Source organism: Bradyrhizobium nitroreducens (genome assembly GCF_002776695.1).
Taxonomy (GTDB): domain Bacteria; phylum Pseudomonadota; class Alphaproteobacteria; order Rhizobiales; family Xanthobacteraceae; genus Bradyrhizobium; species Bradyrhizobium nitroreducens.
Genome location: NZ_LFJC01000003.1, coordinates 3,772,426 through 3,785,094, shown reverse-complemented (window position 1 = coordinate 3,785,094; position 12,669 = coordinate 3,772,426). Strand labels below are relative to the sequence as shown.

General features: G+C 66.5%; 10 protein-coding genes. 4 read left to right on the top strand and 6 right to left on the bottom strand.

The window, feature by feature from the left end; translation table 11 throughout:
• Window positions 1-12: 12 nt before the first annotated feature.
• Both TSA1_RS18335 and TSA1_RS18330 read right to left on the bottom strand, forming a co-directional pair.
• Window positions 13-1,293 (bottom strand): cytochrome P450, encoded by a 1,281-nt coding sequence (locus TSA1_RS18335; protein WP_100177581.1) that lies wholly within the window; start codon window positions 1,291-1,293, stop codon window positions 13-15.
• Window positions 1,290-4,307 carry an ATP-binding protein gene (locus tag TSA1_RS18330; protein ID WP_245448337.1) on the bottom strand — a complete coding sequence of 1,006 codons (3,018 nt, stop codon included), beginning with the start codon at window positions 4,305-4,307 and terminating at the stop codon, window positions 1,290-1,292. The genes TSA1_RS18335 and TSA1_RS18330 overlap by 4 nt, the downstream gene beginning before the upstream one ends.
• Before the next feature lie 195 nt (window positions 4,308-4,502).
• On the opposite strand from TSA1_RS18330, the gene TSA1_RS39340 reads away from it, so the two are divergent.
• Window positions 4,503-4,643, top strand: coding sequence for a hypothetical protein (locus TSA1_RS39340; RefSeq protein WP_161497242.1), 141 nt, complete (start codon window positions 4,503-4,505; stop codon window positions 4,641-4,643).
• A 326-nt stretch (window positions 4,644-4,969) separates the two neighbouring features.
• Here the strand turns inward: TSA1_RS39340 and TSA1_RS18325 are convergent, their stop codons facing one another.
• Window positions 4,970-6,319 carry an Nramp family divalent metal transporter gene (locus TSA1_RS18325; RefSeq protein WP_100177579.1) on the bottom strand — a complete coding sequence of 450 codons (1,350 nt, stop codon included), beginning with the start codon at window positions 6,317-6,319 and terminating at the stop codon, window positions 4,970-4,972.
• A 167-nt stretch (window positions 6,320-6,486) separates the two neighbouring features.
• On the opposite strand from TSA1_RS18325, the gene TSA1_RS18320 reads away from it, so the two are divergent.
• Window positions 6,487-7,731 carry an MFS transporter gene (locus TSA1_RS18320; RefSeq protein WP_100177578.1) on the top strand — a complete coding sequence of 415 codons (1,245 nt, stop codon included), beginning with the start codon at window positions 6,487-6,489 and terminating at the stop codon, window positions 7,729-7,731.
• Window positions 7,732-7,905: 174 nt separating this feature from the next.
• On the opposite strand, the gene TSA1_RS18315 is transcribed toward TSA1_RS18320, so the two are convergent.
• On the bottom strand, window positions 7,906-9,165 hold the full coding sequence (locus TSA1_RS18315) for an adenylate/guanylate cyclase domain-containing protein (RefSeq protein WP_100177577.1): 1,260 nt from the start codon (window positions 9,163-9,165) through the stop codon (window positions 7,906-7,908).
• Window positions 9,166-9,330: 165 nt separating this feature from the next.
• Here TSA1_RS18315 and TSA1_RS18310 point away from each other — a divergent pair, with 165 nt between their 5' ends.
• Window positions 9,331-10,488 carry an MFS transporter gene (locus TSA1_RS18310; RefSeq protein ID WP_100177576.1) on the top strand — a complete coding sequence of 386 codons (1,158 nt, stop codon included), beginning with the start codon at window positions 9,331-9,333 and terminating at the stop codon, window positions 10,486-10,488.
• 31 nt (window positions 10,489-10,519) lie between these two features.
• A complete protein-coding gene (locus TSA1_RS18305) occupies window positions 10,520-10,711 on the top strand; it encodes a hypothetical protein (RefSeq protein ID WP_100177575.1) in 192 nt (63 codons plus the stop codon).
• A gap of 8 nt (window positions 10,712-10,719) precedes the next feature.
• On the opposite strand, the gene TSA1_RS18300 is transcribed toward TSA1_RS18305, so the two are convergent.
• Both TSA1_RS18300 and dmeF read right to left on the bottom strand, forming a co-directional pair.
• A complete protein-coding gene (locus TSA1_RS18300; protein WP_100181197.1) occupies window positions 10,720-11,544 on the bottom strand; it encodes an N-acyl homoserine lactonase family protein in 825 nt (274 codons plus the stop codon).
• 75 nt (window positions 11,545-11,619) lie between these two features.
• Window positions 11,620-12,600 (bottom strand): CDF family Co(II)/Ni(II) efflux transporter DmeF, encoded by a 981-nt coding sequence (gene dmeF / locus TSA1_RS18295; protein WP_100177574.1) that lies wholly within the window; start codon window positions 12,598-12,600, stop codon window positions 11,620-11,622.
• Window positions 12,601-12,669: the final 69 nt, after the last annotated feature.

The following is a 12,669-nucleotide window of genomic DNA, read 5'->3' as shown; positions in this document are numbered from 1 at the left end:
GTCTCCGCTCGCTCAGGTGATGCGCATGCGCATGGACAACATCAGGGGGCCGTCATAGGTGATGGCCTTGCCTTCACCGCGCGCCAGCTGCAGCCGGGGCAACGTCAGCAATCCGATCAGCGCGCTCGTCAGGATGTCCACCGCGTGGTCCCGGGCAGGACATTGGCGGTAGCCATATCCGAACATGAGATAGCGCAGCGGATCTTCGCTGCCCCAATCGCGCTCCGGGCAGAAGCTTCTGCTGTCGGAGACCACGCTCGGATCGAACAGAGCGGCGATCCCCAGCAGCGACACCTTCCCGCCACCCGGACATTTCGCGTTCTGTCGCGCGCCCGTCTGCAGTTCGGTGTCCCGCGGCACGTCGCGCGCCAGCAGCGGAAAGATCGGGCGGAAACGCATCAGCTCGAGCACATGGTCGCGCACGTCCTTGCGGAAACCCGTGTCGGTCCAGACGCGGTCCTTGAGACTCTGGGCCCGGGACCAGAGTTTTTCGTAGACCTTGGGGCGGCCGAGGAGCTCCTGCACGGCAAGGGCTCCCGACTGAACCGTGACCGGATGCGAAATCCAGGCAAGCCCCACCGCGTTTCGTTCAATGTCCTGGGATGCGCTTTTGACACCCCACGCGGTGCCGATGGGGCCGGTCACGCGATCGATGCGCGCCTGAAGCGCATCGCCACAGGTCTCCGCCCGCCGCCGAAGGTCGAGCGTCGCAAGGCTGCCGGCCAGCAATTGACCTGCAACATACCGGATCTCCAGCATGTACTGCCGTTGCAGGCCTTCATCGACGGCGGCTTGCGCGGCCGGGTCCGCCGAGCCTGCCACCACCGCGTCGGTCGCCGATCCGAACAGCGGCTTCATGGCGTGGAAGACGACCCACATCAGATAGTTCTCGATCAGATCGAAACTGCGATCTCCGGAATCCAGTATCCCGATCCGTCTCTTGGCCTCCTCGTCGGACGCGTTCGGAACATCGAGGGCGTCGAGGCGCTCGCGGACCAGAGCCCTGTCGGCCGTGTAGGTCGGGCCGGGATCCATGCCGATGAGGTAGTCCCCGGACACCATGTTGGCGGCATGCGCCGTGTTGGAAAAGCTGGGCGTGCGCGTCAACACATCCTTGACCGCGCTGGCGCGGGCCACCATGCCGAATGGGCCCCCTATGGAGGGCCAGCGCCGCAACAGCGCGCCGGCCGCGCGCAAGACGACGATGTGGCGGTTGAGCCAGCAGAACAGACCATAGGAGAGCCTGCGTATTCCCGGCGCCAGCGCGTCGGGTTCATAGGTCGAGAGTTTCATGCTGCATACCCGTCCTTCCGCCAATCTGCGAGCACCGCGGCGGCCCGTCCTCGATAGTGGGGCATGCCCAGCCGCTCCGCTGCCTCGGCGACCCTCTTGAAATGCGCTTCGGCGCCCGTGAGATCGCCGGCCTGCCGCAAGGTGTCTGCAAGCTCGTACAGGGCTTCGGTCTGGTGACCGTATTCTTCGGCGGCCTCCTCGACGGCCTTGCGGCCGACTGCGATGGCATCGTCGAGCCGATCGAGCTTGCGATAGGCGACGCCCAGGCTCACGCGCATGAACGTCCGGCCGTAGGGCCCGGCCGCCTCGTAGATGCGGTCGGCGAACCCCTTCTCCAGCATCGTCGCCGCCTCGGCGGCCTTGCCGTTGCGCGCGAGCGCGCTGCCGAGAACGCCCGTGCAAACCGAAAGCATGGTCGGGACGTTGTGCGTCATGCACTGCTGCACGCCCGTGCGCATCAAGGTCTCGGCACGATCGAGCTCCCTGCTCTCGATCCAGATCTGCGACTGGACGGTGTCGATCAGCAGACGGGAATAGGGATGGTTGATGTTCGACAGGATCTCGTAGGCCTTGGCACAGAACGCATGTGCCCTTGCGCTGTCTCCGAGCCGCCAGAGCGTGCTGGCATGAAACGCATACAGATTGATGATGGGGATAGCGGCCCATCCGGGTTGGACGCAATGCGCCGACAGCTCTGGTCCGTAGTCGGAGAGCAGAATCTGCCCCTCCATGGCGGCCTCTGCATATCGACCGAGAGCGTGGAGATTCATCACGCGGGTCTGGTGCGCCGCCATCATCATGTGGCGGCGTTGCGCAAGGCGCGCCGCCTCGAGACCCCGTGTGGCATAGCGCAGACCCTGCTCGAAGCGGCCGCGCATCCACAGGAACACCGCCGTCTCGGTCGACACCGCCGCTCGTGCCCGCTGATCGTTCAGTTGCACCGCGATGGCTTCCGCGCGCTCCATATTGCTGAAGATGTCGTCGATCTGTCCGAGGGCCAACATCGCCCCGATGGCTTCCAGGCGGAGCGCGAGCTCCAGGGTCTGCGCAACCGAGGCGTCATCGATTCGGCGGGCTGCCTGAAGACCCTTCTCGAACATTTGAAGGGCTTCCTGATTGGCCGAGCGCGAGATGGCACGCGCCATCGACTTGACGGTGAATCTGGCCGCCTGCTCCCACTCCTCGCCCTTGAAGGCATGGTGCGCCAGCGCCGGCGCGACATCCGCTCCGGCCGCCCCTGGTCGCGCATGCAGCGCCAGGAAGGCCTGACGATGCAGCGCCTTGAGCCGCGCGCGTGTGAGGGTGCCGAGCACGACATCGCGCACCAGTGCGTGACGAAACGCGAACGCGTGCTGTTCGAGCAGGCCGAGCGCCTGATCCGGTCCCGTCAGCAAGCCGGATGCAACGCAAAGACCCAGCAATTCTTCGGCACGCCCCAAGTCCACGGCCTGCATCGCGGCGATCAGTTCGCCCGTGATGGGGTCGCCGAGGATCGCCGCGGCCTCGAGCGCGGACTTGGCGGCTTCGGGCAGCCTGTCGACGCGCGCGGCGATCACCGCGGCGATGGAGCCCGGCACGCGCAGCTCCCCGGGCGGCCGCTGCAGGCGGTATGCACCCGGCGTCCCCTCCAGCGATCCGTCGTCGATCAGCGTGATGACCAACTGCTCCAGGAAGAAGGGATTGCCGTCGGCGCGCGCGACCAGGTCGTTCATGATGCCGAGCACGGACAGATCGTCCCCCATCAGGGCGCGCGCGAGTCTGAGCAACTCGCCGTCGCGAAGGGGCTCGATCACGCGCTCCGCAAACCACGGGGCCTGGCGCCACTGATGTTCGAAATCGGGTCGATAGCTGACGCAGACCAGGATGGGCAGACCCTGAAGCTTTGGAAGCAGCGCCTCGAACAACCGTCGGCTCTCGCGGTCGGCCAGGAAAACGTCCTCGAGCACGAGCACGAACGGGCCCGTCTGCGCCCGCCTGCGCACGAGCCAAAGCAATGCGTCGCCAATTCGCCGCCGCCGCTGCACCGGATTCAGCGCCAGCCAAGCCTGGTCCGGCGCCGCCAGACCCAGCAAGTCATTCACCGCCGCCAGATGCGCGGCACCTTCGCTGGCCCATTCGGCGTCGAGGATCTGCCTGTCGGATTGTGGGTCCGTCGCGCTTTGCGGCAACCCAGCCAAACTTGCGATCAGGTCCGCGGCGGTGCTGTAGGCGCGTGCGCTTGCATAACCTCGCGCCTGCGAAAGGCAGACCTCCGTGCCCTGACTTGCAAGCGCGGCGATCCAGTCGGCTATCAAGCGGGACTTCCCGATCCCGGCATCGCCGCACAGCCCGATCGTCCGCATCACGCCGGCTCGAACGATGTCGAGATCCGCAGCCAGGATCCGCAAGGACTCTTCGCGGCCGACCAGGGGCGCCCAGCGCTGCTTGCGCGTCAGCGGCCCAGCCGCCGAACTTTCGGTGGCGACCACGACCTCATGGAGCTCGACCGGATCGTCCAATCCTCGCACCGGTCGCATCCCGACCGGCCGCGTGTCGATCTGCTGCGCGACGAGCCGCTGCGTCGCGGCACTGATCAGAATGCCGCCGGGCGGGGCCATCTTTTCGAGCCGCGATGCAAGGTGAATCGTCTTGCCATCCGCCCCGTAATGCGACCAGCCGTATTGTCCGACGACGCCGACCAGGACTTCGCCCGAATTGATGCCGATGCGCAGCATCGGACTGGCCATGCCATGAACCTCATGGCCGGGAATGGTTGCTCTCTGCATCTTGAGGGCGGCAAGGCACGCGCGCAGGGCGTGATCCTCCTGCGCCATGGGCGCGCCGAACAGGGCGACGAGCCCGTCGCCGAGCAACTGGCTCACCGTACCGCCATAGGTCCCGACCGCTTCGGCCAAGTGGTTCAGCGCCTTGCCGAGATAATTGCGGGATTCCTCGGGGTCGGAGTGCTGGAGCAGCGATGTCGAGTCGCAGACGTCGACGAAGAGAACGCTGACCTGCTTGTTTTCGGTCAACATCTGTGACCGAACCGCCGCATGATCATGCAGCGGAATAACCCGCTCCTCACGGTCAGTCGTGCCGGCCGCCGATGGACCAGAGGGCTGCTCCACGGCGCGATCGAGGCGCGCGCCGCATTGAGAGCAGAAGCGATGCTCACGAGCGACACGGGCTGAACATGCGGGACACTTGGTCACGGCAGTACACGCTCATCAATGACTTCAACGCAGCAATCAAAGCTTTCTGGCCTGATCATCGTCCCCTCCCAGGACGTGAACCCGCGCAGCAAAAATCAATCCATCGCCAATGGCGGCGCCACTGGCTCGCGCGCCAACTTTGCGCGCAACCCGTTCTAATTGTCCGGAGAGAATGCGATCAGCGCACCTACTCCGGCGCGGGACCGCCGATTATCCCGCGGGGAGAAAAATCAATCTTGAAAAACGCAACATCATAGCACGGCCCGTCAGCAAATATGGCCCATCAGCAATTGGAGGTAGTATACCCTCTTCGCACCAATTGAAAAGCGGTCATTCGTCGGCGGGCGACGAAAGCGTCGGTCGCCGGCCGGCGCGCATTTTCGAAAGGCGGGACCGGGTTCGCGCAAAACGGGTCCGGCCGGCTCGCGCGAGGTAGCAGCTCGTCGCAGGGCACTCCGCACGGAAAGTGCGGGCAGTCCCTGCACTCATCCAGACAACGTGTCGAACAACAGCTTCAGGTTCAACACCACGATCACGCCCGCGACGATCCATGCGATCGCCGCGACGTAGGTGGGAATCGCGAACCTGCTCATCTTGCGGCGGTCGGAGACGAAGCGGACCAGCGGGATGACGGCGAAGGGCAGCTGCATCGACAGCACGACCTGGCTGAACACCAGGAGATCCGCCGTGCCGCGCTCGCCATAGATCGCGGTGACCACGATCACCGGAATGATGGCGATGCCGCGCGTGAGCAGGCGGCGCGCCCAGCTCGGCAGGCGCAGATCGAGAAAGCCTTCCATCACGATCTGGCCGGCGAGCGTCGCCGTCACCGTCGAGTTCAGGCCGGAGGCGAGCAGCGCTATCGCGAACAAAGTCGAGGCGATGCCGAGGCCGAGCAGCGGCGACAGCAGCTCGAAGGCCTGCCCGATCTCGGCGACATCCGAATGGCCGCTCTTGTGGAAGGTCGCGGCGGCGACGACGAGGATCGCGGCATTGATGAACAGCGCCAGCATCAGGGCGATGGTGGAATCCGTCGTCGCCCATTTGATCGCCTCGCGGCGGCCTTCGTCGTTGCGCTCATAGGCGCGCGTCTGCACGATCGAGGAGTGCAGGTAGAGATTATGCGGCATCACGGTCGCGCCGATGATGCCGATCGCGATGTAGAGCATCTCGGGATTGGTGAAGATCTCGCTCTTCGGCATGAAGCCGCGCAGCACCTCCGCGACCGGCGGCGCGGCAGCCGCGATCTGGACCGCGAAGCAGACCGCGATCACCACCAGCAGCGCGATGACGAAGGCTTCGAGGAAGCGGAAGCCGCGGTTCATCAGGAGCAGCAGCAGGAAGGCATCGAGGGCTGCGAGCAGCGCGCCGCCGATCAGGGGAATGCCGAACAGGAGTTTGAGCGCGATCGCCGTGCCGATCACCTCGGCGAGATCGCAGGCGATGATCGCCGCCTCGCAGGCAAGCCACAGCAGGAAGTTCACCGCCGGCGAATAGGTGGCGCGGCAGGCCTGCGCGAGGTCGCGGTCGGTGACGATGCCGAGCCGCGCCGCCAGCGACTGCAGCAGGATCGCCATCAGGTTCGAGAGCAGGATGACGGAGAGCAGCGTGTAGCCGAACTTCGATCCGCCGGCGAGATCGGTCGCCCAATTGCCGGGGTCCATGTAGCCGACCGAGACGAGATAGCCCGGACCGACGAAGGCGAGCAGCCGGCGCGACCAGTGGCCCGCGGCCGGAATGGCGACCGAGGCGTTGACCTCGGCAAGACTCTTGGTGGCGGGCGCATCGGCGCGCCAGCCGGCGTCGGGCGTCAAATCGGGCGATCGGGCATCCATGGGGCGAGAATACCGAACTCGGGGCTTATTGCAACTCATTTGCAACTGCATCTAGTGACATAGGTTCCCGATCCCGCCCTTATGCGCTGCCCTGTCGGAAACCGGGTGGGTTTGGCGGCCCCTGACGCCGGATACTCGCGCCAATCCGAGTTTGCAGGAAATGAGCCATGTCAAATCCGCCGCGCCTCCCCTACACCTTCGGCCGCCTCGCCTGGTCCAACCTCGCGGCGCAGTCGGCCGAGCAGATCGCATTGGCCGCCGCCCCCATCGTGGCCGTGCTCACGCTCGGGGTAGCGGAAGGCCGGACCGGCCTCTTGCAGACCGCGCTGACCCTGCCCTTCGTGCTGTTCGCCATTCCCGCCGGCCTGCTCGCCGACCGCATCTCGCGTCGCTCGCTGATGGCGGCGGCCGAGGCACTGCGGGCGGTGGCGCTCGCTTCCATCGTGCTGCTGCTGGCGCTTGGCGCGCTCAACCTGCCGCTGCTGGCGCTGCTCGGCTTCGCGGCAGTGTGCGGCACCGTCGTCTACAGCGTGGCCGCGCCGGCGCTGGTGCCCTCGCTGGTCAGCGCGGAGCTGTTGCCGGCTGCGAATGCCCGCATCGAGCTTGCCCGCACCGTCGCCTTTGCCAGCGGCCCTGCGCTCGGCGGCGCGCTGGTGGGCTGGTGGGGCGCCAGCCCGGCCTTCGGCTTCGCCGCCGCGCTCTCGGCGATCGCGGTGGTGCTGCTCGCCGGCATCTACGAACCCGCACGGAGCCCCTCGCCGCGCCGTCATCCGCTGCTGGAGATCCGCGAGGGCGCGGCCTTCGTGTTTCATCATCCGCTGCTGCGGCCGGTGTTCATCACCCAGTTCATCTTCAACACCGGCTGGTTCCTGCAGATCGCCGTGTTCGTGCCCTACGCGGTGCGCCATCTCGGCCTGACCGCCGCGGGCGTCGGCACCGTGCTGACGATGTACGGCGTCGGCATGGTGATCGGCGCGCTGCTCGCCACGCGCGTGATGCAGCGCATCGCCTTCGGCACCGTGGTCGGTCTCGGCCCGGTCACCGGCTTCGTTGCCGCGTTGGTGATGGCGCTGACGGTGCTGATCCCTTCGCCGTGGCTTGCGGCCCTGAGCTTCTTCCTGCTCGGCGTCGGCCCGATCCTGTGGGTGATCTCGACCACGACGCTGCGCCAGTCGGTGACGCCGCCGCGCCTCCTGGGGCGCGTCTCCGCCATCAACATCATGAGCTACGGTGCCCGCCCGCTCGGTTCAGTGCTGGGCGCGGTCGTCGGCGGGCTCTGGAGCGCGGAAGCGTGCCTTTATCTTGCGGTCGCCGTGTTCGGCATGCAGGCCCTGGTGATCTGGCTGTCGCCGGCGGTGGCGCTGGACCGGCAGCCGGCGATGGTGGGGGACGAAGCGGCTGTGAGGTGCTAGCCACAGCCGTCATTGCGAGCACAGCGGAGTGTCCCGGACAAGCAGCAACGCTGCGCAGAGCCGGGACCCAGAAGCCGCGAGCTCCTCTGCGACATGGGCCCCGGCTCTGCAGCGCATCGCTGAAGGAGCGCTGCGCTGCGTCCGGGGCACGAGATTGCGCACAGCTTATCCGTGCTAATTCGCCAGGTACCGCTCGTAGCTTCCCGTCACCGGCTCGCTCGCATCGACCTCGGGATCGAGCGTGTAGAGATCCTGCGCGCGGCCGATGCCGCGCAGCGCGTAGCGGCCGGTGGAGACGAGATAACGCCGGCCGGCGGCATCGAGGCCCTTGTAGAATTCGGATGACGCCAAGAGTTCGCGGTCGACCGAGCGGCTCATCGAGGCGATGCGGCTGACTTCGTTGACGGTGGGGCCGACCACCGTGAAGTCGAGCCGGTCCTCGCTGCCGATGTTGCCGTAGAAGACCTCCCCGACATGGAGGCCGATATAGGCCGACGTCGTCGGACGGCCCTCAGCCGCCCGGCGGGCATTCAGCGCAGCGATATTCTTGCGGAACAGATGCTCGGCGCGCAGTGCGGCGCGCCGCGCGTCCGCCATGTCCTCGCCCCAGAACATCGCGAGCACGCCGTCGCCGATCAGCTTGAGCACGTCGCCGCCGGCATCGTGGATCGCCTCGATCACGGCCTGGGCGTAGTCGTTCAGGAACGGGATGATCTCGTCGGGGCCGATGCTCTCGCTGATCCCGGTCGAGCCGCGCAAATCCGAATACCACAGCACGGCGTTGATGCGCTCGGTGACGCCGCGCGAGATGCGCCCGGCCAGCACCTGCGCGGAGGCGTCGCGGCCGAGATAGACGCGGCCGAGCGTGCGCACGATGTCGACCTGCTGCGCCGACTTGATCGCAAGACCCAGCACCGGCACGAGATCGCGCATGGCCTCGAGCTGGGCCTCATCGAATCCTTCGTCGCGCCGCGTCGTCCAGCAGGAATACAGGCAGTCCATCAGCCCGAGCGCGCCGTTCTCGCCGAAGCGGTGCACGAAGGCCAGATAGTGCTTATGGCCTTTCTCGGCGAGCTCGCCGATCTGCGAGAAGTCCATCGACGGCGCGTCGGCGAGATCGATCACCATCTCGTCGTGGCCATTCTCGAGCATGTGGAAGAACACCGAGCGGCGCCAGCTCTTGGCGGCGTCGCCGTCGGCGGTCGAGCCGTATTCGAACATTTCGCTCTCGTTGCTGGCGCGATCGCTCCAGCGGAAGCCGCGGCCCTCATAGATCGGATGCAGCGTGTCGATGACGACCAGCGCGCGCGACAGTTCCAGGCCCTCGGCGCGACAGCGCTCGCAGAAGCCTCTGAGCAGTTCGTTTTCGGGCAGGCCCGTGAGCCCCTGGCCCGTCAGCCAGTTCATCAGCGCAAGGCGCGAGGTCAATTTCATGCGCCATTATGGCGTGCATTCGCGACGAGCGGAAGTCCATGCACATCGCCGCGCGTCAAAGGCTCCCGCCTACAGCAGGTCGAATATGCCGCAGGCGCTGTTGACGCACTCACGCCGCACGCTGCAAATGGAACCGATGACACCGCCGACCCGACATGGAGCGATATGAGCCAGCGCCAGCTTCCGATCATCCTGGCGCTCGGCACCACGCAGACCCTGGCCTGGGCTTCCAGCTACTATCTGCCGGCGCTGCTCGCCGATCCCATGGCGCGCGATCTCGGCGTCTCCTCCAACTGGATTTTTGGCGCGTTCTCGGCCTCGCTGGTGATCTCGGCGATGCTCGGACCTCGCATCGGCCGGCAGATCGACCTCGTCGGCGGACGGCAGGTGCTATCGGCCTCGAACCTGACCATCGCCGCCGGGCTCGCGCTCCTTGGGCTCTCGCAGTCCGTTGCGGTGATGGTGTTCGCCTGGCTCGTGCTCGGCATCGGCATGGCGATGGGGCTCTACGATGCCGCCTTCGCCGCGCTGGGGCGCATCTACGGCACCGAGGCGCGCCGGCCCATCACCGGCATCACGCTGATGGCGGGCTTTGCCTCCACCGTCGGCTGGCCGCTCACGGCCTGGGGCCTGTCGCATATCGGCTGGCGCGACACCTGCTTTGCCTGGGCGGCCGCCAACATCCTGATCGGCCTGCCGCTCAACTTCTTCATGCTGCCGGTGATCAAGGGCGCCAGCCAAGCGGCTGCCGCGGCCGAGAAGCCGCATGTGCCGCTCGATCGCACCATGCTTCTGCTGGCCTTCATCTTCGCGGCGGTGTGGACCGTCACCGGCGCCATGGCCGCGCATTTCCCGCGCATCCTGGAGACGACGGGCGCAACGCCGGCCGAGGCCATCGCCGCCGGCGCATTGATCGGGCCGGCGCAGGTCGGTGCACGCATGCTGGAGGCTGGCTTCCTCAGCCGCTTCCATCCGCTGTGGTCGACCCGGCTTGCCTGCCTCACCCACCCGATCGGCGCCGTGATCGTGGCCGTCTTCGGCGGCGCTGCGGCGAGCGCGTTCGCGCTGTTCCACGGCTCGGGCAACGGCATTTTGACGATCGCGCGCGGCACGCTGCCGCTGTCGATCTTCGGCCCGAAGGACTTTGGCTACCGTCTCGGCATCATCGGCGCACCAGCGCGCATGGCGCAGGCGGTGGCGCCGCTGGCGTTCGGCCTGCTCATCGACCTCATGGGCGCCAAGGTGCTGGTCGTCTCCTCTGCGCTGAGCCTGTCGGCGCTGGCGGCGTTGTTCCTGATCCGCACCAGGCCGCGGCCGGATTGACCGGACGCAGGCTTTCGCGCACAAGCGGGCCATGAGCGACGACACCCGCCCGCCCCGTACATTCAAGGGACTCCTGCGCTGGGCGACCACGCCGCCGCAGGCCTGGGGCGTCTATCTCCTCGCCATCATCCTGGTGTGGCTGGTTTCGTTCTACGCCGGCACGCTGAAGCCGAAGAAGCCGCCGGAGACGAGCCCGGCCGCAGCGACCGCGCCGAAAAGCTGATTGAAGCGTCAGTCGTAAAACTCCGGCGCCATCTTCTGGCTGTCGCGCTGGGCCTTGTCGTGGTTGATCCAGAGCTGCGCCTTCTCCTTGGCGAGCGTGTCGGCGAGCTTCTGCATCGAGGCCGCGGTCTGGTCCTTGTCGACATTCATGCTGGGGACGCGGCGGTTATCCCAATTGTCCTTGAAGTGCACGGCATCGCCCGACAGCACCACCGCGCCGGTCTTGGACGGTTTCACCAGCAGCGACTGGTGCCCGGGCGTGTGGCCGGGCGTCGACAGGATGGTCACGCTGCCGTCGCCGAACACATCCTTGTCGCCGGTGAGCAATTCCACGGGATGCGAGGGCTTGAAGCGCGGCGCGTTGTTGGCGCCCGGCCAGTCATATTCGGCCTTCTGCACGTAGAGCATCGACTGCGGGAACAGCTCGACATTGCCGGTATGGTCCGGATGGGTGTGGGAGACCGCCATCGCCTTGACGTCGTCGGGCTTGACGCCGAGCTGCTCGAGCTGCGCCTGCAACGTCTTCGGCCGGCGCCAGGTCACGGCCTTGGGATCGGCGGGCACAAGACCGCTCGGCATCGCGGCGACGGAATCGGCGATGCCGGTGTCCCACAGGAACCAGCCTTTGGCGTGCTTGATCAGATAGCACGTGTCGACGAAGTCCATCGTCTTGCCTTCGTTCAACCCGGGCGTCCAGCGCGAGATGTCACCCGCGGTGCCCTCCCCGCAATTGAGCACATAGAGCTTCTCGACGCCGGTCGATTGCGCCGATGCCGGGGCGCCTGACAGCGCCAGTGCAGCCATGGCGAGAGCGAGCCTGGTCCTGCGCATCATCATTCCTCCCTTTCAGCCACACGGCCGTGACCGAGGATCAACCCCGGCCCGTTCGCAGAATTCCCGCCGGTCACGTCAATGCGGGCAGGTCTCGACCTCCACCGTGACATGGCTGAGACCCTTCAACCCGGCGAGCCGCCGCTTGTAGACCGCCGGCGGCTTCGGCTTGTCCGAGACCACCGAGAGCAGCACGGCACAATGGCCTGGGCCGACCTGCCACAGATGCAGATCGGTGACGCGATCGTCACCGGCCTCCATGCGCGCGCGGATCACCCGCTCCAGCTTCTCGTCGGCGCGCACGTCGAGCAGCACCGCGCCCGATGACTTGACCAGGCCGAATGCCCAGCTTGCGATCACCACGCTGCCGATCAGGCCGACCGCGGGATCGGCCCAGACCCATCCCGAAGTCATCGCGACCGCAAGCGCGGCGATCGCCAGCACCGAGGTCGCCGCGTCGGTCATGACGTGCACATAGGCCGCGCGCAGATTGTTGTCGTGATGATGATGACGGCCATCATGATCATGATCGTGGTCATGGTCATCGTGATCGTCATGCGCATGGCCGTGGCCGTGGTCATGGCCGTGATGGTGATGATCGTGGCTGTCGCGCAGCAGCCAGGCGCTGGCGAGGTTGACGGCAAGGCCGAGCGCGGCCACCGCCATCGCCTCGCCATAGACGATCGGCACCGGATTCATCAGTCGCAGCACGCTCTCATAAGCGATCTCGACGGCGATCAATCCCAAAATGATCGCGCTGGCGAAGGCTGCGAGGTCGCCGAACTTGCCGGTACCGAAGGTGAAATGCGCATTGCCCAGATGCCGCCGCGCGAAGCGGTACGCGAAAGCGGCGATGCCGAGCGCGGCGGCATGCGTGCCCATGTGCCAGCCGTCGGCGAGCAGCGCCATCGAGCCGAACAGCGAGCCGGCGACGATTTCGCCGACCATCATGACGAGCGTCAGGACGACGACGAGCCAGGTGCGGCGCTCGTTCTCGTCGTGCTTCTCGCCCAGGAAGGCGTGGTCATGGGTCCATTGCTCGATGGAATGCGAATGCATCGAATTCTCCAGGAGATTCAGATCTGTTGAGGCCATTATAGTCCGGTCGGCAGCACTTTTCTAAGGTCC

What these genes read in the sequence shown, in the direction of transcription:
- TSA1_RS18335 (WP_100177581.1), bottom strand. Translation starts at nt 1,293, where the DNA reads ATGAAACTCTCGACCTATGAACCCGACGCGCTGGCGCCGGGAATACGC.
- TSA1_RS18330 (WP_245448337.1), bottom strand. Translation starts at nt 4,307, where the DNA reads ATGTTGACCGAAAACAAGCAGGTCAGCGTTCTCTTCGTCGACGTCTGC.
- TSA1_RS39340 (WP_161497242.1), top strand. Translation starts at nt 4,503, where the DNA reads ATGACTTCAACGCAGCAATCAAAGCTTTCTGGCCTGATCATCGTCCCC.
- TSA1_RS18325 (WP_100177579.1), bottom strand. Translation starts at nt 6,319, where the DNA reads ATGGATGCCCGATCGCCCGATTTGACGCCCGACGCCGGCTGGCGCGCC.
- TSA1_RS18320 (WP_100177578.1), top strand. Translation starts at nt 6,487, where the DNA reads ATGTCAAATCCGCCGCGCCTCCCCTACACCTTCGGCCGCCTCGCCTGG.
- TSA1_RS18315 (WP_100177577.1), bottom strand. Translation starts at nt 9,165, where the DNA reads ATGAAATTGACCTCGCGCCTTGCGCTGATGAACTGGCTGACGGGCCAG.
- TSA1_RS18310 (WP_100177576.1), top strand. Translation starts at nt 9,331, where the DNA reads ATGAGCCAGCGCCAGCTTCCGATCATCCTGGCGCTCGGCACCACGCAG.
- TSA1_RS18305 (WP_100177575.1), top strand. Translation starts at nt 10,520, where the DNA reads ATGAGCGACGACACCCGCCCGCCCCGTACATTCAAGGGACTCCTGCGC.
- TSA1_RS18300 (WP_100181197.1), bottom strand. Translation starts at nt 11,544, where the DNA reads ATGATGCGCAGGACCAGGCTCGCTCTCGCCATGGCTGCACTGGCGCTG.
- dmeF (WP_100177574.1), bottom strand. Translation starts at nt 12,600, where the DNA reads ATGCATTCGCATTCCATCGAGCAATGGACCCATGACCACGCCTTCCTG.